Here is a 21,831-nt window from a genome sequence, read left to right on the forward strand (position 1 = left end):
GAAGCTACCTAATCATTTATTATTCGTAGCTCGTCTATCTATTCAGAAGAGTAGCCAAAACCAATACTTTCTAATGCTTATCAAAACGCGTGGCTTGGTTCTGAGCTACATTAAGTACCGCGAAACCAGCATTATTGCGCGGGTGTATACCGAGCGATTGGGCTTGCAAACCTACATAGTGAACGGGGTGCGCAAGGCCAAGCCGCCGGGGCGTATTGCTTTATTTCAGCCTTTTACTCTGCTTGATCTGGTAGCGTATACCTCGCGGGCGGGCGGTATTACACGCTTATCGGAGTTTCGCTGCGCCGAGCAGTTTGCCAGCATTCCTTATGATGTGCGCAAGGGCAGCGTCGTACTGTTTTTGTCGGAAGTTGTCAGCCGTACGGTGTTTGAGGAAGAAGAAAACGAGCCCTTGTTTACTTTTCTTCACGATTCTATTCTCGCTTTCGATAAGCAGAGCGCTGGCTACGAGAACTTTGCCCTCGTTTTTCTGCTCCAGCTGGCGTCTTATCTGGGCTTCGGCATCTTATCCGGTGAGCAGGTAACGACACAGGTTGCTTTCGCCGGAGAAGCCAGCAACCCCGCTACGAGTAGCAGCGGCCCCACGATACTGCGTTTCCGTGAGTTCGACCATTACTTCGACGAGTTGCTCCGCGACCCCGCCACGGCTACCGTGCCCAATGGCCGCGTCCGTCGTGAGCTGCTGGCTGTGCTCATTCGCTATTATCAGCTCCACATCGAAAAGCTCGGCGACATTCGGTCCCTGGCGGTTCTATCGGAAGTGCTGGGAGAATAGCGTTGGATTCCTTCATAAAAAAGCCCCCCAGGGTTGCTGGGGGGCTTTTTTATTTGTTTACTCTCACCATTTCCAGTTCGAATATGAGATCGGTATTCGGTGGAACAATGTAGCGGTTATCATCGTCGGGGTTGCGGGCACCTTTAACTCCGTAGGCCAGCGCGGCCGGTATCCAGACGCGGGCGCGGCTGCCGGCAGGTAATAGCTGTAATACTTCCTCCCAGCCTTCTATTACTTCGCCTCGACCCACGCGGCAGCGCAGCGGGCGCCCATTCAAAGCGGATGAGTCGAAGAGCTTACCATTGGGCAAAAAGCCCGTGTAGTTCACCGTCACCTTGTCGCCTACCTTGGCGGTAGCACCATTGCCGGGCTGATGAATGTAGTAGCGCACACCGGAGGTGGTACGGACCGTATCGGCTGGCGCTTGTGCCTGGCTATGCCCTGCACTGCTCAGGAGCAGTATAAGCAACGCGAGGCGCCAATAGCGAAGTGGGGTGGGGGGCTTTTTCACCGGATGTCGGTGATTTCGACGTCAAAAACGAGTACTTGGTTGGGTAGAATGTCATAGGAACCGGCTGCATTAGGCTTGCCAGTTGGCCCATACGCTAAATAGGAAGGAATAATCAACATTTTGCGGTCGCCTTTCTTCATTTCCACGAAGGCCTGATCCCAGCCTTTAATTACCTCGCCGCTTCCGATCAGAAACTCGCCGCAGTCGCAGGGAATCCGGCGGTCGAAGGAGCTATCGAACACAACGCCATTTTCCAGAAACGTACCCCGATATTTCACCGACACCCGGTTGCCAGCCTTTACCTGCGGTCCAGTGCCATTTACAATAGGAATTATAAACAGGCCCGAAGGCATGCGAGTGAATTCCGTAATATTATTTCTGGTCAGGTAAGCCTGAATCAGGGTCTCATCGATTCCCTTATATTCTTCTTCCTGCGCACGCAGCCGCTTGGCATACTTTTCCGTTTCAGTATCGCCGCAAGCAGCCAAAAAGGGCCCAACAGCCAGCAACAGCAACAATAGGCGGTTAAGCAGAGAGTAGGTAGAAAAAGTCTTCATCATCGTATCGCCTTTATTTTTAGAAGTAGCCAGCTAAGCTTATAACGTATTACCGCGCCCAGTTATTTAACGCTCACAAGCTCCACATCAAAGCGCAATACTGCGTTTGGCGGAATAGAACCACCAGCGCCGCGCGGACCATAGGCTTGAGCCGAAGGAATCAGCAAAATAGCCTTACCACCTTGGTTCATCAGCGAAATGCCTTCGTCCCAGCCAGCAATAACTTGACCTACACCCAGTTGAAAATCAATTGGCTTGCCGCGCTTTACTGAGTTGTCAAACTCCTGGCCGTTAAGCAGTGTGCCTACATAATGCACGGATACCGTTTGTCCGGGCTTGGCCTTGGCGCCGGTGCCCACTACAGTAGGCACATAGTAGAGACCCGATTCCTGACGCTGAGCGCCGGCAATATTATTCTGCGCTATGTATTCCTGAATGATTTTCTCATCCTCCTGTACATAGTCTGTTTCTTTCTCGCAAGCCGTGAGCAACGGTACGCTGGCTAACAGCAGAACGGCGAGTCGGGAGAAGAGGGAGCGCTTGAGCAACTGAATCATAAAGGCAAAAAATGGATGATAAAAAAAACCGTCGTGGCCGACCCAAAGGCCCGCACACGACGGCTAGGGGGCTTTTTACTTTACGTCAACCAACTCCACATCGAAGCGGAGCACAGCATCAGCAGGAATGTCGGCGCCAGCACCGCGCTGGCCATAGCCTAGCGTGGAAGGAATGAGCAGCGTAGCCTGGGTGCCTTTGTTGAGCAGGGCAATACCCTGGTCCCAACCTGGAATTACCTGACCTACGCCCAAGGGAAACTCAATTGGCTTACCACCCTGCTTCTCCGACGAGTCGAATACTTTGCCGTCGAGCAGTGAGCCTTTATAGGTAACCGCCACCGTCTGGCCCTGCTTGGGCTTGGCGCCGGTGCCGGCCTTATTTACTACGTAGTAAATGCCAGAAGGAGATTTCTCGGCCTTCAGGTTATTCTTCTTGATGTAGTCCTGCAGAATGACGTCGTCTTTTTTTATCTGCTCTTCAGCATACGCCATCATTTTCTTCTGCTGCTCCTCCATCATCTTCTGCTGGTCGGCCATAGCCTCCTGCTCGCTTTGGAGCTTGTCGGCCTTCACGAACATGGTCATCGTGTTGCCGGCTTTCTTCATAAAAGGCGGTACGGGAGCCTTAAAAGACTTAGCGAAAATGGTGTCCACGTTGAAGCGGAATACGGCGCTGTCGCCGGGCTGAAGCATCGAAAGCGCTTCTTCCAAGCCACCTTTCGTCTTCAGCTCTTCCAGCTTGATGCGCATCGGCACGCCCATTTGGGCTTTGCGCGAGTTGAAGAGGACCGAGTCTTTAGCGGTGCGATACTCTACGTTGAGGGCCAGAATCTTGCCCAAACGGTCTTTATAAGTTGGGTCGCCGGTGGGGGCTACTTCCCGCTCGGAGTACTTGCCTTTTTCACTTTTGAAAAGTTTGTACTCAAAGCCGGATTTGGCCTTTGTGAAATCACCGCCGCCCTTGTTGCAGGAAGCGAGGCCCAAAATGCCGGCGGCAAGCGCCAAGCCTAGGAAATTGCGTTGAAAAAGCATGAAAAGGAAAAGAAGGTGAAAGTAAAATCGAGGCAAGTTACGCCGCAGGCGGCGCAACCGCTAGCGGGGCCGTCACTAGCTTGGTTTGATACTGAGGCAATAAGCTCAGGAAGCGTTGCACGGTGTCGTCTAAAGACTCGTAGCTAATGCCCCCCGATGCGTTGAGGTGACCACCGCCCTGGAAGTGCTGACGAGCGAATTCATTGACCGAAAAGCCACCCACCGAGCGGAAAGAGATTTTTACCGCCTGCCCACGGTCGATGAGCACAGCCGCAAATACCACGCCTTCAATGCTTAGCGCAAAGTTGACCAATCCTTCCGTGTCGCCCGTCTTGGACTGGTACTGGCGCAGCTCATCCTGGGTAATGGCGATGTAGGCCGTGTTGTATTCGGGCAGCACTACCAGCTTATCCTTGAGCACAAAGCCTAGGAAGCGCAAACGCATTTCGGAGTGCGAGTCATAAATACGGCGGTGTACGGAGCTCAGGTCGATGCCAGCGTCGAGCAGCTCGGCAATAATCAAGTGCACATTGCGCGAGGTGCTGGGGTGGCGAAACGAGCCCGTATCGGTCATAATACCCGCGTAGAGGCTCTCGCCGATGCCCACGTCGATCATGTCCTGGTCGCCCAGGTCGCGGATTACTTCGAACACCAGCTCGGCCGTGGCGGCCGCTTTCGGATTGGAGAAATCCAGGTCGGCGAAGTTCTCCGGCTCTAGATGGTGGTCGATGAGAACCTTGATGCCGGGCGCGTTGCGGATATAAGTGCCGAGCTCATTAATTCGGCCTAAACAGCTGAAATCGAGGCAGAAGATAACCTCAGCCGTGCCGATGATCTCGCGTACCTGCGCATCGTTGCGGCGCGCATCATACACTATAACATCTTCATTGCCAGGCATCCAGGCTAGAAAGTCGGGGTAATCGGAGGGGGTGACGACGGTGACGTGGTGACCCTTTTTGCGGAGATAACCGGCTAAGCCCAGAGAAGAGCCCAGCGCGTCAGCGTCGGGTTTGTGGTGTGTTGTGATAAAAATCTGTCGGGGCTGCGCGAGCAACTCCTTCAGAGCGGAGATTGTGGACATTGCCTACTGATAGGTGGCTGAAATTCGGAGGTTTAGGCCGGAAGCAAGGCGGCAAAATTCGGAAATAATCCGTAAATAATTTTTGCTCTAACAATAGAGCGTTGGGTTTAGGTTCGGTTAAGGCGTTGTGAGATGTAACCAGTTGAGGAAAAGCAGGTTCTATTTTTTTAATAAGTTTCAACAAGTCATTCTACTGAACGTCATGCCGAGGCGGAGCCGAAGCATCTGGTGTGCTGATGAGAAGTTAGTACTCCAGCTAAACACGCTGGATACTTCGGCTCCGCCTCAGCATGACGTTCTGAGTTTGATGTGGATAAGGCACACTTTCATTAAAGCCTAATCTAGCGCACTGACACGAAGCTGGGGGGCTTTTTTAGGGAGGATTTCAACTTGCCTACTGCTCAGATTCTCAACCCAACCAACTTTCGGCTACTTTTGCGGCCGCAATCTGCCACGGATTTGCGCTTCGCAAGTCTTCCTACACTTACCACTTTACAACTACAGAATGGCCACTAACCGCACATTCACGATGATTAAGCCCGACGCGGTACAGGAAAACCACATTGGTGGTATCCTGCACATGATCGAAGAGGGTGGCTTCCGCATCGTTTCGCTCAAAAAAGTACGCCTGACGCCCGAGCGCGCCGGCAAATTCTATGAAGTACACAAGGAGCGTCCTTTCTACCAGGACCTAGTAAAATACATGTCGTCGGGCCCGATTGTGGCGGCTATCCTAGAGAAAGACAACGCCGTTGCTGACTTCCGCACATTGATTGGTGCTACCAACCCAGCCCAAGCTGAAGAAGGTACCATCCGGAAGAAGTACGCCAAGAGCATCGAAGCTAACGCCGTGCACGGCTCCGACTCTGATGAGAACGCGCAGATTGAAGGCGACTTCTATTTCAGTGCCGACGAGCGATTCTAAGCTATCCAGCGTTAAATTCAACAAAAAACCCGCCCTGCACGATGCAGAGCGGGTTTTTTGTTAGACTACATTTAGACTTATTTTATACTACTTATATACTTTCAAACCGTGATGCTTCTGATTATAGTTCATTAGCGGCCAGAAGAGGTCCAGAGTGTTCCACTGCTTCTTCAGACACTGTTTCGTGCTTGTGCTTGAATAGAATGAGAAACAGCACGGCCACAACCAGAGCGTAGCCAGCAAAAGACAGCCAGATGCTTTGCCAGTCCTTGGTAACGCCATCAGCAGCGGTGAAATACTGCTCGATAACTAGGCCGCTCACCAGACTGCCGAACACGGCACCAAAGCCATTAGTCATCATCATGAACAATCCTTGCGCGCTGGCCCGGATAGACGGCGCGGTCTGCGTTTCGACGAACAGGGAGCCGGAAATATTGAAGAAGTCGAAGGCCATACCGTACACGATGCACGAGAGTATAATCATCCACAGGCCGTCCGCGGGATTAGCGAAGGCGAATAAACCGAACCGCAAAACCCAGGCAATCATGCTAAAAACCATCACCTGCTTAATACCGAAGCGGCGTAGAAAGAAGGGAATAGCCAGAATGAACAGCGTCTCCGATATCTGCGAAATGGACATGATGATGGCCGGATACTTCACGGCTAGGGTATTCTGATAGGCCGGTACTTTATCGAAGTCGTGCAGGAACGTGTCGCCATAGGCGTTGGTAAGCTGCAACGCCGCGCCCAGCAGCATAGCGAAGAGGAAGAAGGTGAGCATCTTGGTGTCGCGTAGCAAGGCAAACGACTTCAAGCCTAGCACATCGATCAGGGAACGGCTCGGCGTGTCTTTCGCGGTAGGAGGGCACTTGGGCAACGTAAACGAGTAGAGACCCAGCAGAATAGCCGCGCCGGCGGCCACATAAAACTGATTAGCCGATTTTTCGAAGCCCAGCAAACTAACTGTCCACATGGCTACAATAAAGCCTACGGTGCCCCACACCCGAATAGGCGGATAGTCGCGCACTACGTCGCCGCCTCTGCTTTTGAGTACATAGTAAGATACCGCAATGGAGAGAGCCAGCGTAGGCATGTAAAAAATCATGTTCAGCAGCATGACCCAGAACATAGTGCCCGGTTCGGTGACTAGTGGCACTGTGAATAGCACAATGCCCCCCAGAATGTGCAGGATGCCATACAGTTTCTCGGCATTCACATACTTATCGGCGATGATGCCCATGATGGAAGGCATGAAGATGGACGCAATGCCCATCGTCGAGAAGATAGCCCCGAACTGCGCCCCTGACCATTGCTTGGTCTGAAACCAGTATGCCCCGATGGTTATCAGCCACGAACCCCAGATAAAAAACTGTAAGAAGCTCAGGATAATGAGACGCAGCTTGGTACTCATGTAGAATCAGGTTAAAAAGCAGAGGCTCTTTGGTGTAGGAGAAGGCTGGGCAGCTTAGTGCGGCTGAGCACCGTCAGGATCTGCGAAGCCGGGACTATGCCGATGAGCTAGGCTTCGGAAAAAGGTGAGAAAGGAAGAAAAAAAGAACAACCCGGCCACTTGCGCAGACCGGGCATTCAAAGATAGAAAAAAACGAAAACGAAGCGGGTGGGAACAGCGCTACTTTAGAGAATAAAAAGGTTTGTGATCTGATTTGGTTTATAAGTGGCGCTACCTCTATGACGATGGGGAAAGGTCAGCATCTAATAACGACTCAAATCCCATTGGCAATCATTCACATACCAATGCAGCCAATAACCTTATTCAAGGTTATTGGCTGAATGCTCAAAGTTGCGGGCTGCTTGGTTAACTTTTTATGGACTGCCTCGAAAAACAATGTCGTCTGCCAATAGCGGGTGGGATGCGAAGTCTAACTTTCTGAAATAGAAGACAGGAGCCACGGCGGGCAATCTGAGCACCCTGATCAGTAAGTTCAAAGACGCCGGCTACTTCACCATGACCAAGGAGTTTGGCGGCAGTTACCCGCTCACGCGCTGCGCCATCACACCCCAAGGTGTTACGGCCTTCGAGAACTACCTACAGAGCCTACAACGCTACCTCAAGCCTGAGTAAACGCCTTTTGGTATCATTTTACCACATAAAAAAGCCCCCAGTCATGACTGGGGGCTTTTTTATGTGGTAATGTAGGATAAGTAGTTCCGAGATTTAGAATCTAAGCGGCTTGGAAGCGCTTATTTACCTCGTCCCAATTGATGAGGTTGTAAAAGGCGGCGATATAGTCGGGGCGCCTGTTCTGATACTTCAGATAGTAGGCGTGCTCCCACACGTCGAGGCCCAAAACGGGGATGCCTTTGCAGCCAGCATCGGGCATAAGGGGATTATCTTGGTTGGGGGTAGAGCAGATTTGCAACGAGCCGTCAGACTGTTTGCAGAGCCATGCCCAGCCTGAGCCAAAGCGCGTGGTAGCGGCTTTGGTAAATTCCTCTTTGAACTTCTCGTAGCTGCCGAACGACTGCGTAATGGCCTCACCGATAGCGCCCGTAGGCTCGCCGCCACCATTTGGCTTCAGGATTTGCCAGAACATGGAGTGATTCCAGTGACCACCGCCGTTGTTGCGAACCGGAGCTGGAGCAGCAGCAATATTTTGCAGAATATCCTCGATGGACTGGTTCTCCATATCGGTGCCCTGAATGGCATTGTTCAGGTTGGTAACGTAGGCCTGATGGTGCTTGGTGTGGTGAATTTCCATCGTCTGCGCATCGAAATGCGGTTCGAGGGCGTCGTAGGCGTAAGGGAGTTGGGGCAGTTCGAAGGCCATGGGAAAGATAGGTTTGGAGGTGAAAGGAAACGCGTAAGGCTGCCCGGCGTTCGGGCAGCTACTATACTTCTTTAACTGACAAAGCTGCCGAAGGGTTAGAATTTGCCCCCCAGCGGCCATCAAAAGTAATTATTTCCGCTTGCGGGCAAAAAACTCCTGTATCAGCTCGGCGCATTCCATGGACATAATGCCCGTAACCAGCTCCGTGCGCCGATGCAGCAAGTTACCGTGCCGCCGAAACCCGTGTTTCTCCTCGGGGGCACCATACACCACGCGCCGCATCTGAGCCCAAGCACTGGCGCCCGCGCACATCACGCAAGGCTCTATCGTCACGTACAAAGTGCAGTCAGTTAAATACTTGTTGCCCAGAAAGTTGGCGGCGGCCGTGATAGCCAGCATTTCGGCGTGGGCGGTAACGTCGTTTAGCTTTTCCGTTTGGTTGTAGGCTCGCGCAATAATCTGTCGCTCCAGCACGACCACCGCCCCAATCGGAATCTCATCTTCTTCTAGAGCGTAGCGCGCCTGCTTCAAGGCTTCGCGCATGTAGCTTTCGTCGCTATAGAGGGAAAGGGTCATAAGTTAATGAATAGTTCTTAGTCTAAACTTAAAAGGAGGTCATGCAGAGGCGGAGCCGAAGCATCTCGAGTGTTTAGCGGAATTACTAATCTTAACTACCGCGAGCGAGATGCTTCGCTGCGCTCTGCATGACGTTCTGCTTTACTTATTCATGCAATTATTTCAACACAATGCTCTGCATCATGGCTTGGGCGGTAGGTTGCCATTGAGCCTGCTCTTCGGCGGGGCAGTTAAAGGTGAAAACCATAAGCTGGTCGCCCTCAATGGCATACTGCACGAGCTGGTAGCGACGAATGGGCGCCAAATTGCCCCCCCGACGCGTATCTGCCACTGACGACACAAACTCCAGCACTACAAAATCGCGCTTGTTGATGGTGCGGATGTCTTCGGCCAGGAAGTCTACTTTGGTGTAGGCATTCTGAATGCTGGCTTTATAAATCTTGAGCAGAATACCGTAATCCTTACTGGTGAAGGTGCTGGGCTTCTGGGCCACGCTGAAATCGACGCGGCCGCTGGGGTTGGTAAATACGGCCAGCGGCTTGCGCGGCGCGGGGTATTTGGCGGCAATGCCATCATCGGGCAGGGCCGTGAAGCCCTCAGGAATACCGACGGTGAGATTTTTGGTGATGGGTGTTTTCTTGAGTTTAGGCTTGGGCGCAGCAAAAGCGACCAGCATGAGCAGAAACAAGGTGTAAGGAGCAAATCGGAGCAAACGCAAAGAAACTTTCATAGAAACGAGAGAAAATAAGAGGCGCAACTTTCCGCCAGCGCCACAACAAAAAAACAAATAAAAAAACCCCCGCAGCCGAAACGACTACGGAGGTAAAAAAGCTAACTAAATAGGCGGATTTAGCGTCGCTTCTTTTTTTTACTTGCCACCGGAACCGATGGATACTTAATGCGCACCTTTTTCCAGTACACATAATTGCCGGTTTTAGCCTCTACCAAATATGTGCCAGCTGGTATGCGACCTAGGTCAACGGGCTGACCCGTGTTGTTCGCGGGGTCGAGGGCGGCAGTGTAAACGGGGGCATTTTTGTAGTTGGTCATCACCAGCGTACCGGGCTTGGTAAACTGCTGCGTGAAGCTCAGGAAGATGGTATTCGTGTTGGGGTCAGGGTACACATCAATGCCCGAGAGCGTTTCGACGCGCTTGATCGGGCCGTCGAGTGTAACGGGTTCGGCACCGGTCTTCGACTTAACGGTGGTGCCGTTGACCTGCGTTTTGGTCTTGCCTTTGGTGGAGGTTTGAGCTTGGGCAGATGCCACGGTGAGGAGGGCCGCGGCGAGAAGAGCAGTATATTTCATAGGAAGAATAGACAAAAGGCCGGAAAACAAGAGTGTCTTCCGGCCCTTTGCACAATCCGGGCCAAACCCGAAAAGCCCCCTAGCTAGCTGCGAGGTAAGTTTTTGACGTTGTCGTCTGGGTCGCGGTCAATTAATTCATTAAATGGGTCAATACCAGCCTTTACCGGTTTCTCGGACACGAGTATCTCCAGTTTATTGGTGCCCGCTTTTAATCGGGTTTTGCGGCGGTACAGCGGCTCATCGCGCCACTTGCCGTTTACTTTACGCTCCGTGAGCACGGCAATGTCAACCCAGTCATTCATCGGAGCGGGTTTTTCGTTGCCGAGGCTGTCGGCGTAGAATTTCTTGCTGTTCAGGTTCAGCGTGACCTGATATTTGCCACCCGATAGCTTTTTGTAAGAAACCGAATCGACCCGGTTTTCATACAGCGTGATGCGCTCAAACATATCCGTAATCAGGTACTGCAAAGAGTCGGGCGTAACTTGGCGTAGGTGGCGTATTAAATCCGGCGAGGTAGTGTAGGGCGGTTGCTGAAACTTCACCTCTTTGATATAAGATGCCAGCGCTTGGTTTACCTTGTCTTCGCCCACGTAGTCCTGCAAGGCATACATCGCCACGGAGCCCTTACGATAGTGGATATACTGCTGATTCTCTACTTTATACAGCGGCTGTTCCTTGCTTTGTTCCGTGGCCCGGCCGGTGAGGTAGCGGTCCATTTCGTGCTTCAGGAACTTGCGCATGCGCGCCTCGCCGTAGAGCTGTTTCATCACCATCAGGGCCGCATACTGCGACAAGGTTTCCGACATCATCGTGGAGCCCTGCACGTTGGCCCCAATTACTTGGTGAGCCCACCACTGGTGCGCTACCTCGTGGGCCGTCACGTAGTAGGGATAATCCACATCCTCGGGGTCGGTGGAGTCGATTTTGGCGATAAAGCCAATGTTTTCCGAGTACGGAATGGTATTGGGAAAGCTTTGGGCAAACGACTGATAGCCAGGAAACTCCACAATGCGCACCTGCCGATGCTGATAAGGGCCAAAGTTTTTGGTGAAGTAAGTCAGGCCATCCTGCACGCCGCGCACCATGCGGTCGAGGTTGTACTCGTGGCCGGGCTGGTAGTAAATGGCGATATCCACGTCGTTCCATTTCGCCTTCCGCACCGCATAGCGCGCCGACTGGAAAGAGTAAAAGTTGAGAATAGGCGCGTCCATTTCGTAGCGGAAATAGCGGCGGCCGTTCTCGGTCCATTCCTTCTTCAAATAGCCGGGCGCCAGCGCTAGCTGGTCGGGCTCGGTGCTGACGGTGGCGGCAAAGCGCACCCAGTCCGCGTCGTGGCTGATGTAGGTGTTGCGGCGGGCTGCCGTATCGGTTAGCGACGCCATGCGCGGCTTGGGGGGCAAATTATAGTCTTTGCGCGTTTCCTCGTCGCTGATTTCGGCCTGTGGGTTATAACCAATGTTGGGTAGGAGCTGGCTGTTGATAAACGTACCGTTGTAGACCACGCTGGTGCGGTTCGTCACGTTCTCGAAACCCGGCGCGGCGTAATACAAATCGAAGCGCAGCGGTAGGGAGTCGCCGGGAGCCAGCGGCTTGGCTAAGCGCTGCACATAGAAGCCCAGCAGCGAATCGGAGAGTACCGTGCGAGCGGGCGCCGCGCCCGCTGCGCCGAGCGCCAGTAGCCGAATTCGAGCCTCTTGCGGCAGGTTTAGCTGTACTGAATCGATGGGTTGACCGGTTTTGTTGCGCAGCCAATACTGGCCCCGCAGGCGCACTTCCTGCCGGCTCGGAAACAGGTCAGCCTGCACTTCCACGGCCGTAATGCGTGGTTGGGGACGCTTACCCAGACGGCTGTATTTTTTCTCAAACTCTACGGTTAGCTTCTCCTGGGTTTTGGAGCCCTGGTAGCGGTTGAGCATGTTGGTATTGTAGTAAATAAAGCCCCCCAAAACCAGAAATGTGAGCAGACCCGCGCCCATCGCCAGCCGGGCAGGGCCAGTAAAGCGGCTGCCTGCCAGTTTTTGGCGCACGTTGCCGCTAGTTTCGGTGCCGCGCACCCAGAGCAAATTGGCCCCCACGGCCAGCACCAGCGCCAACCCCGCCCAGTACAACTTAAACCACAAAAACGGCCCAATAAAGTGACCAAACTTGTTCAACGCAGAGTACTGTATGCCGGGGTCGGAGCCGTAAATCGCCAGGTTGTGCTCTATACCAATTTGGCTCGCGAAAAGCGTGAACATGTAATACAGTAGCATCACGAAGTGGCCCAGATACTTGTGATTTACAAGCACATGCACGGCTATCGCCAACACTACCAACAGCCAGTAATCGATAAGCCGCAGCCCAAACAGAAATTTGATATAAACCCCTAACTCAAATTGGTAGTAGCCGGAGAAAATCTGCGTCAGTAGGCCACAAACCAGTACTATGACTTGCAATACCACCGGGACAAGCAGCAAGGCTGCCAGCTTGGAGGTCAAGGGCACCCAGTTAGGCAGCGGCAGGGCATCATAAATCTGATTTAGATGAGCATCCCGTTCCCGCCACACCAACTCGCCAGCGTAGAAGGTGATAATTGCCAGCGCGAACAAACTAAATGACCCCGACAAAATGATGGCTACTTGTGCTGTAACCGGGAAGGTTTTGGTGTCGTAGATTTTACCAACTTGTAGGGCCGCCGCCAACAAAAAGGCCAGACCCGCTACCACAATAGCAATGAAATAGGGACTGCGGACAATATCCAGAAACTCTAGTTTGGTCAGGCGGGCCCACTGGCGCAGGTATTGGCTGGTGCCAAATTGCTGGTGTACGCGCGGTAACACGACGCTGGCAGTGGTAGGCACAACGTCTAAGCCGGGCCGCTCGGCACGGCGCCGTACGGTACCTTCGGCGGCACTTTGAGCGAAGCGAAAACGCCAGAAGCAGAAGCCCAGTAGCGCGAAACCCACTCCCAGCCACAGCAGGCGGTTGCCGAGTAGCAGGCCAGTGAGGGGTACGAGTTGGGTGTTTTTCTCAGCTGTTGTCCAGTATTTGGTGAGCTGGCGGGTGGCCCCGCTGCCCATCGGGTCGAGCAGGCTGCCGATGGTTTTATTATCGAGGTCGGAGAGCTGGCTTTGGGCCACAAAATACAGCACCAAAAACACGATGCTGCCCACATACGTAGCCAGCGCCTTGCGCGTGAGAGTGCCCAAGGCAAAGAAAATGCCTCCCATCAGCACTACGTTCGGCAGTACCACCGTGAGATAAGGATTCAGGTAATTCATCAGCCGCTGCGGCCCAATTCGGTCGGCCGGCATACCCGGGATCAGCGTGCCAATAAACAAGCCCACGGCAATACCGCTGAGCACCAGCATGGTAATGACGAGTGTGCCAGCGAAGCGCCCGCCCAGATACCCAACCCGCGAGATGGGCGTAGTAAATAGCAGGGGATGCATGCGGGTTTCAAAATCGCGCAGGATAGCCGGCCCGAACATGGCCGAAATCAGCAGCACGCCCGGCACCAGGGTAAGCACCGTGGTGTAGCCATTCAGGGAGAAGGGCGAATTTACGAACACCTTACTGCCCACACTCACTGCCAGCCCCTTAAAAAAGCCCCCCGACGTGAGCATCAGGAGAAAAGCCAGCAGCAGCAGAATGCCGAAATAGATATAGGTAGCTGGTCGCCGCAGTCGGTACCACAGCTCAAAGCGAAATATTTGGAGAAACATAAGAAGGAAGATGTTTTGCTTGTGAAAAGAGAAGTGAAGCGCTAAGCCACTACTGCCGCACCCCTTTCTGCCTCCGCGATACGAGCGAAATACACATCCTCCAGCGATGGTATCACCGGCTCATAATCCGAACCCGGCGATCCGTCACTGACCACGTGCACAATAGTTTGACCAGCATACAAGCGGGAGGAAATCACCTGCTGCTCCTGCTGCAGCGCCGGCAACTGATCCTTGGCTATGGCGCGGCGCCACACTTGGCCCTGTAGCTCATTCATGACCACCAGCGGGTCGCCGGTGAGCAGCACCTGGCCTTTGTTAATGATGGCCATGTTGCGACACAAGTCGCTGACATCCGACACGATGTGGGTGCTCAGAATGACAATGATGTTCTCGCCAATCTCGCTCAGCAGGTTGTGAAAGCGGTTGCGCTCGGCCGGGTCGAGGCCGGCCGTGGGCTCATCCACAATGATCAGGCGCGGATTGCCGAGCAACGCCTGCGCAATACCGAAGCGCTGCTTCATGCCCCCGGAATAGCCCCCCAGGTTCTTGCGACGCACCTCGTAGAGGTTGGTTTTGTGCAGTAAGGCCGCCACCGTCGCCTTGCGCTCCTTGCTGTCGGAAAGGCCTTTGAGGACCGCGAAGTGGTCGAGCAAATCCTCGGCTGCTACTTTCGGATACACGCCAAACTCCTGCGGCAAATAGCCTAGAATGCGGCGCACTGCATCTTTTTCGCGCAACACGTCCAGCTCATCAAGGTGAATGCTGCCGCTGTCGGCTTCCTGCAAGGTGGCAATGGTGCGCATCAAGCTCGACTTGCCCGCGCCATTCGGCCCCAGCAGCCCGAACATTCCCGTCGGGATGGTGAGGTTCACGTCGCGCAGGGCCTGCACACCGTTGGAGTAAGTTTTCGACAGGTTTTTGATGACGAGGGCCATGCGTGCGAATGAAGTTAAAGAGGAAGAAAAAAGCAGGAATGTGGAAAAGGCGGAAAGAATCAGCTGAAAGATAGAGAATAGCCTATAAGAGTTGCCCTTTCGGCGGAGAATCTTTGCTGGGGGGCTTTTTAGGATATGAATCGCAGTGCTGGGGTCGGTATTACAGCCCGGAAAAAATAAATAGCTGGACTTACCGCGTTTTTGAGCCCGGCATATCTTCCTACCTTCGCTCTCGAAGTCCCGATTACCTCTTACCGACTCGTTAAGCACATGCTCCGTACCCATACCTGCGGCGAACTTCGCCTCGAACACGCTGGCCAATCTGTTACTCTTTGCGGCTGGGTGCAGCGCACCCGCGACAAAGGTGGCATCCTCTGGATTGACCTGCGCGACCGTTATGGCCTCACTCAATTAGCTCTGGAAGAAGGCGTTGAAACCGCTGAAGTCCGGGAGCAGGCTCGCCAGCTAGGCCGTGAGTTTGTGCTCTGCGTAACGGGAAAAGTGGCGGAGCGCCACTCCAAAAACGATAAGATGCCTACCGGCAACATCGAGATTCGGGTAGAGAAGCTGGACGTGCTGAACCCCGCCAAATTGCCCCCCTTCCTCATCGAAGATGACACCGACGGCGGCGACGACCTGCGCATGAAGTATCGCTACCTCGATTTGCGCCGCTCGCCCGTGCGCCGTAATCTGGAGCTGCGGCACCGCGTGGCCCAGGCCACGCGCCGCTTCCTCGATGGGCAGGAATTCATCGAAGTAGAAACGCCGGTCCTCATCAAAAGCACGCCCGAAGGAGCCCGCGACTTTGTGGTGCCTTCGCGCATGAACCCCGGCGAGTTCTACGCCCTGCCCCAGTCACCCCAGACGTTTAAGCAACTGCTGATGGTGTCGGGCTTCGACCGCTATTTCCAGATCGTGAAGTGCTTCCGCGACGAGGACCTGCGCGCCGACCGCCAGCCCGAATTCACCCAGATTGACTGCGAAATGTCCTTCGTGGAGCAGGAAGACATTCTGCGCACCTTCGAGGGCCTCGTGCAATACCTGTTTAAAGAAGTAAAAGGTCTGGAAATCGGGGAGTTGCCGCGCATGACCTACGCCGACGCCATGCGTTTCTACGGCAATGACAAGCCCGATACGCGCTTCGAAATGAAGTTTGTAGAACTCAAAAACGTCGAGAAAACGCCCCCCACGACTGCTCAAACGCAGGATATCGTATCAGGCTATAACTTTCCGGTATTCGAGAGCGCAGAACTGGTTGTTGGTATCAACGCCTTCAACAGCGCTGTGTACACACGCAAGCAACTCGACGAACTGACTGAGTTTGTGAAGCGCCCTCAGATTGGCGCTACGGGCCTCATTTATGCCCGCATAGAGTCAGATGGCAGCGTAAAATCGTCGGTGGATAAATTCTACTCGCAGGAAGTATTGCAGCAGTGGAAAGCTGCGTTCAATGCTGCGCCGGGCGACTTGCTACTCATTCTAGCTGGCGATGCCAACCGCACGCGTAAAGCGCTTTCGGAACTGCGTCTGGAAATTGGCCAGCGTATGGGCTTGCGGGATAAAGACACTTTCTCCCCGCTGTGGGTGCTTGATTTTCCGCTGCTCGAATTCAACGAGGAGGAAAACCGCTACTTCGCCATGCACCACCCCTTTACCTCGCCCAAGCCCGAGGATATTGCCTTGCTCGACAACCCCGAAACAATTGGTCAGGTGCGCGCCAACGCCTACGACATGGTAATCAACGGCGTAGAAGTAGGGGGCGGCTCCATCCGTATTCACGACCGCACAGTGCAGGCTCGCATGTTCTCGCTGCTCGGCTTCTCCGATGAGGAAGCCCAAGCCCAATTCGGCTTCCTGCTCGATGCCTTCGAGTACGGCGCTCCACCCCACGGCGGTATCGCCTTTGGCTTCGACCGCCTCTGCAGTCTCTTCGGCGGCGCCGACTCCATCCGCGACTTCATTGCCTTCCCCAAGAACAACTCCGGCCGCGACGTAATGATCGACTCGCCCTCGCCGATTTCTGGGGGGCAATTGAAGGAGTTGAGTATTGCTACGGCGGTAGTTCCAAAATAAAGGCAGTAGCTAATGTGTTAAGAATGAGAGCGGCGCCTGCAGATGCAGGCGCCGCTCTCATTTTACTAAATACCCGTAAAAGGATAAAATTTGCCCCCCAGAGCCCAAAAATGCTATCTTCGGCACTATAGCCCGCAAGCCACACCTATCCCATGCAGATTCTGCGCAAAACTCCGCTCGACCAAATCTTTGTCCTGGACATTGAAACGGTGCCGTGCGTGGGCTGCCACGACGAGCTGAATGACATGCTGCGCCTGCTCTGGGAACACAAATGCCACGCCCTGCGCCGCGATAAAGGCTGGCGCAGCAGCGCCGAGGAAGTAGAGCCCATGCCTTCCCACCTGGAGGCCGCCAGCTTGTTTGCCCAGGCCGGTATCTACGCTGAGTTTGGCCGGGTCGTATGTATTTCGGTGGGCTGCTTCAACTTTGATAAGCAGGAGGAAACCTGGCGCTTCCGCGTCAAATCCTTTGCCCACGAAGACGAGAAGCTGATGCTGCGCGAGTTTTCAGCGCTGCTGGCTCGTAAGCCCCAGTATTTGCTGTGTGCCCACAACGGCAAAGAGTTCGACTTTCCTTACCTGGGCCGCCGCCTGCTCATCAACGGCCTGCCGCTGCCGCCGCAACTGGATATTGCCGGCAAAAAGCCCTGGGAAGTCGCCCACTTCGATACCATGGAGCTGTGGAAGTTCGGCGACCGGAAATCCTACACGTCGTTGCCGCTGCTGGCGGCTATGTTCGGTATTCCCACACCTAAAGACGACATCAACGGCAGCGACGTAGCCCGCGTGTATTATGATGAAAAGGACTTGCCGCGTATCGTGAAGTATTGCCAGAAGGATATCATCACGACGGCGCGCGTGCTACAGAAATTTCGGGGTGACGAGCCCTTCCATGATGATGCAGTAGTGTACGCCGACGAAGTAGGTGCCGTGATGCGGCGGTTGTAATAAGCAATGTCCCGAAAACCCCAAATTAGTATTGTCGTCATTGGAGGGCGCTGACCCGTAATGAGTGCTGATAACGCAGGTGAGCTACTTGGTAATCTGGATAGAGTTCAGCCTTTGAGGCGAATTGCCGAGATAGAATGGTTAGGTTTCTATTGATAAATTGATAGAATGCGAGAAAGATTATATGGTATTGGCATTCAATGTTTTGTATTTTTAGGTATGGAATATATTCCATAAAAATTTGTATTATTATACCTTCTTTCGTTTACATATTCCTGAATAGCTATGACTTACAACTTACTGGAAGCCGTTAAGAATTGCTTCACTACGGAGGCTATGCGGCAAACTGGGGTAGCTGCGGTAGGAGAGAGCGATGCCAGCATTGAGAGAGCGTTGTCGAGGGTTACTGCCTTGGTAATAAATAGTCTGACGGGCTTGGCTGAGCAGGCTGGTGGAGGCGAGGTGCTGTGGAGTATGGCCCGGGAGGCACATGAGCAGGGCGTATTGCGGCCGTCCAGTGGTCGGTTGATAGGTGGGGGCGGATGGCAAAGCCGGGGCGCAGAACTGATGAGATCCTTGCTTAGTGACCGCTACAGCAGCACAGTGGAGAGTGTGGCTGATGGCGCTGGTAGCCAGAATACTACCGTGAATAATCTGCTGGGATTGACCACACCCATCACGCTAGGGATATTAGGCAGGCATGCTGCTGAGAATGAGTTGGATGCGCAGGGCTTAAGCCAGTGGTTGCAGGAGCAGCGCCGGATGGTAGGAGCTATTCAGCCGGATCTAGTGCGTCCTCATGCCCCGCAGCCTCAGTCCCAAGCGCAGGGGCTAGGCCAGGCTCAGACGATTCCTCGGCCGAGCCCTATGAGTTTTGACGTACGTGATAATGGGACGAATTATAGTCATGAAGTTGTGGGGGTGCAAAACCGTCGTGTGGCAGCCATTGGCGATTATTACCAGCCCGAAGCCGCGCCGGCCAAAGCCTCCATCTGGTCATCCAATTGGCTGGGCCTGGGGATATTGTTGGTTGCAGTGGCGGCCGCTCTCGGGTATTTTCTGGGGCAAGACCGTATAAATCTGGGCTTCAATCGTCTGACTGGTAATACCGAAGAGGTTGCAGCGGTGCCCGCGGCTACGGCTACTAGCACCAGCACTTCCCAGGGGCGCTACGACGAGGCTACCGGCAACTATATCTACGACACGGGCCTTCCCACGCTGATTAAGATGGGCGATGGCACGCGGCTAATGGTAGGCTCTAACTCAACCGAGCACAAGCTGTATCAGTTTTTAGCGAGTGATGTTGCTCAGGTTGATTCGGTGAATCGGACGAAGGGATGGATAAGCTTTGACCGGGTGTATTTCGCGCCATCCAGCGCTACGCTCACGCCGGAGTCGCAGCAGCAGCTGCAAAACGTGGCGGCTATCCTGAAAAACTTTCCCCGCGCCAAAGTGCGCATCGGCGGCTACACCGATAACAGCGGCAGCTTTGCGGGCAATATGAAAATGAGCGAGGACCGGGCAAATGCGGCGATGGCCGTGCTCGTGGACATGGGCATTGATGCTACCCGAATCACCAGCAAAGGCTACGGCCAGAAAATCCCGATTGCCAGCAACGACACTGAGGACGGCCGCGCCCTCAACCGCCGCATCAGCCTGCGTGTTACCCGTAAGTAGAGCCTGAATTTTACCGTTCCGTAAAAAGCCCCCTGATTGAATAAGGGGGCTTTTTTATGGACAATCGGGCACTAAAAAGCCCCCCAGAAGTTATTATAGTCAACGGATGACGAGTATTTATCCGGCAACGTGAATCAGGCCGGACGACGCGGTATTCAGGTAGATAGAATGATAGGAATGAGTATTAACTGGAGCGAAATTCTGGCAAATATCAGTGTGTATGCGCTGCTGATTGGAGCCACCTCGTGGGTGGCCAAGGCGCTGGGCGAGCAATTTCTGAAAATGCGGTTTCGGGCCTACGAAAGGGAGCTGGAAAGCAAGTCGATTGAATTCAAGGCCCAGCTTGACCGCAGTTTGGAGCAGTTTCGGGCCGAGCTACAGCTGGCCAACACCAAAGACTCGCGCCTCCACGAAAAGCGAATGCTCGTGCTGGAAAGCCTTTACCAAAAAATTGTGAGCCTGAATGTGGCGCTGAAAGAAATGACAGCCACGCTGAAATTCATTCACATCGACGCTGATCAGGAGGAGGACGAGCGCATCAAAACCGCCAGCCAGGCTTACGACGCGTTCCTGAAGTATTACACGGAGAACAAGATCTTCTTTTCACTGGAGTCGTGTGCCCAGCTGGATGCGCTGCGCAACAGCTATTTCGATAGTATGCAGCAGTATAATGCGTCGGGATTTATAACGGGAAATAATGGTTTTCGTCCGGACTTTGGCAAGGCACAAATGGCGTCGGAGATAGTGCGCAAAGCCATTCCGGTAGTCATGCAGAATATCGAAAGTGATTTTCGGCAATTGTTAGGCGTTAGATAAGAAATCAGGTGGAGGTAAATAAAAAAGGAGCGACTAATGAGCCGCTCCTTTTTGATGGATTACAATCAATCTTTTATAAGATTCCGTTTACCAGGCCCGGCAGCACACCCAGTACAACCGTGAGTAGCGCCAGTATAACCAGCACTGCCGATTGGAAGCTGCCAACTACTATGGGCGCGGCGGTGTCATCGTCGGCGGGCTTCATGTACATCGCGATGATGGGCCGCAGGTAGTAGTAAATACCAACCATCGACATGATTACCGCGAAGATAACCAAGCCGATATAGCCTTTGTCTACAGCTGCGCCGAAGAGGAAAAACTTGCCAAAAAAGCCCCCCGTGAGCGGAATGCCAGCCAGGGAAAGCATAGCAATGGTCATCACGAAAGCCAGCAGCGGATTAGTGCGGGCCAGGCCATTTAAGCCGTCGTAATCTTCACGCTGGCGCTGGTCGTGCACAAGCTTGAGCACCCCGAAGGCAGCGACAGTGGCGATGGAGTACGCTAGGGAGTAAAAGAAAATGCCGTTGGCAGAAAGTCCGCTGAGTGCGCCATTAAACGCTACCAAGCCGATAAGCAGATAGCCCGCGTGCGAGATGCTGGAATAAGCCAGCATGCGCTTCACGCTTTGCTGGGCCACGGCCCCCACGTTGCCGATGAGCAGCGTAAGGGCGCACATAGCCACAATAGTAGGAATCCAGAAGCCCTGAGCGGCGGGGAAGGCCTGCACCAGCAGCTTCAGAAATGCCGCGAAGCCAGCCGTTTTCACGACGGTACTCATGAAAGCCGCGAAGAAGGTGGGCGTGCCTTCGTACACATCCGGCGTCCAATAATGGAAGGGCGCCGCCGACACTTTGAAGCCTATACCAATGAGCATCAGCAAAATGCCGATGTAGAGCATGGGGCGCAGCGAGTCGTTGGCTGGATTTGTAACGGCCGTGCCGATTTCGCTGAGCTGGAATGCACCGGTAGACCCATACACCAAGGCAATACCGAAGAGCAGAATGCCGGTGGCAAATGAACCCATCAAAAAGTACTTCAGCGAGGCTTCGTTGGAGCGCACGTTGCGCTTATCGGAGCCAGCTACCACGTACATGGAAATACTCAGAATTTCGATGCCCACGAACAGCATGAGCAGGTTATCGTAGCTGACCATCATAATGGCCCCCACGAGTGAGAACAGCAGTAAGGAGTAGTACTCAGCGAGGTTGGCCTCGTTGTCGCGCACGTATTTCTGGGAGAACGGGAGCAGCAACAGCGTGGTAAGCACTACAATGCCCGTGAAAGCGACCGAAAACCGGTCGATGGTGAGCATGTTGTTGAAATACGACTGGGCCGGCGCGTTCCAATCATACAAATTAGCACCGAAGACGATCAGCAGAATAACCATAGCTGCGGGCAGCAGCATGCGGTTGGAGCGCAGAAAGCCTAAGAATAGATTGGCGATGCCAAGAACGGAGAGTAATATAATAGAGGCCATTGGCAGGATATAACACCAATCTCCAGCGTTGCTGTCCAGTTGGTGAGTCGTTGAATGAGGTCGTTCAAGA

The 21,831-nt window shown here is 53.7% G+C and carries 19 protein-coding genes and 1 pseudogene; 7 read left to right on the plus strand and 13 right to left on the minus strand.

Going from position 1 to position 21,831, the window contains the following annotated elements:
* Window positions 1–73: 73 nt before the first annotated feature.
* A complete protein-coding gene (recO, locus tag H8B13_RS08320; RefSeq protein ID WP_187310359.1) occupies window positions 74–796 on the plus strand; it encodes a DNA repair protein RecO in 723 nt (240 codons plus the stop codon).
* Between the two features lie 49 nt (window positions 797–845).
* Here recO and H8B13_RS08325 read toward each other — a convergent pair whose 3' ends face one another.
* From H8B13_RS08325 to H8B13_RS08345, 5 genes are all read right to left on the minus strand, one after another.
* On the minus strand, window positions 846–1,307 hold the full coding sequence (locus H8B13_RS08325) for an FKBP-type peptidyl-prolyl cis-trans isomerase (RefSeq protein WP_187310360.1): 462 nt from the start codon (window positions 1,305–1,307) through the stop codon (window positions 846–848).
* Window positions 1,304–1,867, minus strand: a complete 564-nt coding sequence (locus H8B13_RS08330) for an FKBP-type peptidyl-prolyl cis-trans isomerase (protein WP_187310361.1) — start codon at window positions 1,865–1,867, stop codon at window positions 1,304–1,306. The genes H8B13_RS08325 and H8B13_RS08330 overlap by 4 nt, the downstream gene beginning before the upstream one ends.
* A 59-nt stretch (window positions 1,868–1,926) precedes the next feature.
* Window positions 1,927–2,421, minus strand: coding sequence for an FKBP-type peptidyl-prolyl cis-trans isomerase (locus H8B13_RS08335; RefSeq protein ID WP_187310362.1), 495 nt, complete (start codon window positions 2,419–2,421; stop codon window positions 1,927–1,929).
* A 75-nt stretch (window positions 2,422–2,496) separates the two neighbouring features.
* Window positions 2,497–3,453 carry an FKBP-type peptidyl-prolyl cis-trans isomerase gene (locus H8B13_RS08340; protein ID WP_187310363.1) on the minus strand — a complete coding sequence of 319 codons (957 nt, stop codon included), beginning with the start codon at window positions 3,451–3,453 and terminating at the stop codon, window positions 2,497–2,499.
* A 37-nt stretch (window positions 3,454–3,490) separates the two neighbouring features.
* Window positions 3,491–4,534, minus strand: a complete 1,044-nt coding sequence (locus tag H8B13_RS08345) for a DHH family phosphoesterase (protein WP_187310364.1) — start codon at window positions 4,532–4,534, stop codon at window positions 3,491–3,493.
* Between the two features lie 505 nt (window positions 4,535–5,039).
* Here H8B13_RS08345 and H8B13_RS08350 point away from each other — a divergent pair.
* Window positions 5,040–5,459, plus strand: coding sequence for a nucleoside-diphosphate kinase (locus tag H8B13_RS08350; RefSeq protein WP_187310365.1), 420 nt, complete (start codon window positions 5,040–5,042; stop codon window positions 5,457–5,459).
* 121 nt (window positions 5,460–5,580) lie between these two features.
* Here the strand turns inward: H8B13_RS08350 and H8B13_RS08355 are convergent, their stop codons facing one another.
* A complete protein-coding gene (locus H8B13_RS08355) occupies window positions 5,581–6,870 on the minus strand; it encodes a nucleoside permease (RefSeq protein WP_187310366.1) in 1,290 nt (429 codons plus the stop codon).
* A gap of 501 nt (window positions 6,871–7,371) precedes the next feature.
* On the opposite strand from H8B13_RS08355, the pseudogene H8B13_RS08360 reads away from it, so the two are divergent.
* Window positions 7,372–7,542: pseudogene (locus H8B13_RS08360) on the plus strand (transcriptional regulator); the annotation flags it as partial.
* A 100-nt stretch (window positions 7,543–7,642) separates the two neighbouring features.
* Here the strand turns inward: H8B13_RS08360 and H8B13_RS08365 are convergent.
* From H8B13_RS08365 to H8B13_RS08390, 6 genes are all read right to left on the minus strand, one after another.
* Window positions 7,643–8,248: a superoxide dismutase gene (locus tag H8B13_RS08365; protein ID WP_187310367.1), complete on the minus strand. Its 606-nt coding sequence runs from the start codon at window positions 8,246–8,248 to the stop codon at window positions 7,643–7,645.
* A gap of 129 nt (window positions 8,249–8,377) precedes the next feature.
* A complete protein-coding gene (locus H8B13_RS08370) occupies window positions 8,378–8,824 on the minus strand; it encodes a nucleoside deaminase (RefSeq protein ID WP_187310368.1) in 447 nt (148 codons plus the stop codon).
* 157 nt (window positions 8,825–8,981) lie between these two features.
* Window positions 8,982–9,554 (minus strand): hypothetical protein, encoded by a 573-nt coding sequence (locus H8B13_RS08375; protein ID WP_187310369.1) that lies wholly within the window; start codon window positions 9,552–9,554, stop codon window positions 8,982–8,984.
* 119 nt (window positions 9,555–9,673) lie between these two features.
* A complete protein-coding gene (locus H8B13_RS08380; RefSeq protein ID WP_187310370.1) occupies window positions 9,674–10,132 on the minus strand; it encodes a hypothetical protein in 459 nt (152 codons plus the stop codon).
* Window positions 10,133–10,215: 83 nt separating this feature from the next.
* A complete protein-coding gene (locus H8B13_RS08385) occupies window positions 10,216–13,836 on the minus strand; it encodes an ABC transporter permease/M1 family aminopeptidase (protein ID WP_187310371.1) in 3,621 nt (1,206 codons plus the stop codon).
* 41 nt (window positions 13,837–13,877) lie between these two features.
* On the minus strand, window positions 13,878–14,771 hold the full coding sequence (locus H8B13_RS08390; RefSeq protein ID WP_187310372.1) for an ABC transporter ATP-binding protein: 894 nt from the start codon (window positions 14,769–14,771) through the stop codon (window positions 13,878–13,880).
* Between the two features lie 270 nt (window positions 14,772–15,041).
* Between H8B13_RS08390 and aspS the strand changes: the two genes are divergently transcribed.
* From aspS to H8B13_RS08410, 4 genes are all read left to right on the plus strand, one after another.
* Complete coding sequence (gene aspS, locus H8B13_RS08395; protein WP_187310373.1) at window positions 15,042–16,844, plus strand: aspartate--tRNA ligase; 1,803 nt, start codon at window positions 15,042–15,044, stop codon at window positions 16,842–16,844.
* 152 nt (window positions 16,845–16,996) lie between these two features.
* Window positions 16,997–17,791: a 3'-5' exonuclease gene (locus H8B13_RS08400; protein WP_222841379.1), complete on the plus strand. Its 795-nt coding sequence runs from the start codon at window positions 16,997–16,999 to the stop codon at window positions 17,789–17,791.
* Window positions 17,792–18,076: 285 nt separating this feature from the next.
* Window positions 18,077–19,468, plus strand: coding sequence for an OmpA family protein (locus H8B13_RS08405; RefSeq protein WP_187310374.1), 1,392 nt, complete (start codon window positions 18,077–18,079; stop codon window positions 19,466–19,468).
* Window positions 19,469–19,597: 129 nt separating this feature from the next.
* Window positions 19,598–20,284 carry a hypothetical protein gene (locus tag H8B13_RS08410; protein ID WP_187310375.1) on the plus strand — a complete coding sequence of 229 codons (687 nt, stop codon included), beginning with the start codon at window positions 19,598–19,600 and terminating at the stop codon, window positions 20,282–20,284.
* A gap of 73 nt (window positions 20,285–20,357) precedes the next feature.
* Here H8B13_RS08410 and H8B13_RS08415 read toward each other — a convergent pair whose 3' ends face one another.
* A complete protein-coding gene (locus H8B13_RS08415; protein WP_261990320.1) occupies window positions 20,358–21,767 on the minus strand; it encodes an NADH-quinone oxidoreductase subunit N in 1,410 nt (469 codons plus the stop codon).
* Window positions 21,768–21,831 lie beyond the last annotated feature (64 nt).

Source organism: Hymenobacter sp. BT188 (genome assembly GCF_014333585.1).
Classification (GTDB): Bacteria; Bacteroidota; Bacteroidia; order Cytophagales; family Hymenobacteraceae; genus Hymenobacter.

Coding starts and splice junctions, on each gene's coding strand:
- recO (WP_187310359.1), top strand. CDS start 74: ATGCTTATCAAAACGCGTGGCTTGGTTCTGAGCTACATTAAGTACCGC.
- H8B13_RS08330 (WP_187310361.1), bottom strand. CDS start 1,867: ATGATGAAGACTTTTTCTACCTACTCTCTGCTTAACCGCCTATTGTTG.
- H8B13_RS08335 (WP_187310362.1), bottom strand. CDS start 2,421: ATGATTCAGTTGCTCAAGCGCTCCCTCTTCTCCCGACTCGCCGTTCTG.
- H8B13_RS08340 (WP_187310363.1), bottom strand. CDS start 3,453: ATGCTTTTTCAACGCAATTTCCTAGGCTTGGCGCTTGCCGCCGGCATT.
- H8B13_RS08345 (WP_187310364.1), bottom strand. CDS start 4,534: ATGTCCACAATCTCCGCTCTGAAGGAGTTGCTCGCGCAGCCCCGACAG.
- H8B13_RS08350 (WP_187310365.1), top strand. CDS start 5,040: ATGGCCACTAACCGCACATTCACGATGATTAAGCCCGACGCGGTACAG.
- H8B13_RS08355 (WP_187310366.1), bottom strand. CDS start 6,870: ATGAGTACCAAGCTGCGTCTCATTATCCTGAGCTTCTTACAGTTTTTT.
- H8B13_RS08365 (WP_187310367.1), bottom strand. CDS start 8,248: ATGGCCTTCGAACTGCCCCAACTCCCTTACGCCTACGACGCCCTCGAA.
- H8B13_RS08370 (WP_187310368.1), bottom strand. CDS start 8,824: ATGACCCTTTCCCTCTATAGCGACGAAAGCTACATGCGCGAAGCCTTG.
- H8B13_RS08375 (WP_187310369.1), bottom strand. CDS start 9,554: ATGAAAGTTTCTTTGCGTTTGCTCCGATTTGCTCCTTACACCTTGTTT.
- H8B13_RS08380 (WP_187310370.1), bottom strand. CDS start 10,132: ATGAAATATACTGCTCTTCTCGCCGCGGCCCTCCTCACCGTGGCATCT.
- H8B13_RS08385 (WP_187310371.1), bottom strand. CDS start 13,836: ATGTTTCTCCAAATATTTCGCTTTGAGCTGTGGTACCGACTGCGGCGA.
- H8B13_RS08390 (WP_187310372.1), bottom strand. CDS start 14,771: ATGGCCCTCGTCATCAAAAACCTGTCGAAAACTTACTCCAACGGTGTG.
- aspS (WP_187310373.1), top strand. CDS start 15,042: ATGCTCCGTACCCATACCTGCGGCGAACTTCGCCTCGAACACGCTGGC.
- H8B13_RS08400 (WP_222841379.1), top strand. CDS start 16,997: ATGCAGATTCTGCGCAAAACTCCGCTCGACCAAATCTTTGTCCTGGAC.
- H8B13_RS08405 (WP_187310374.1), top strand. CDS start 18,077: ATGACTTACAACTTACTGGAAGCCGTTAAGAATTGCTTCACTACGGAG.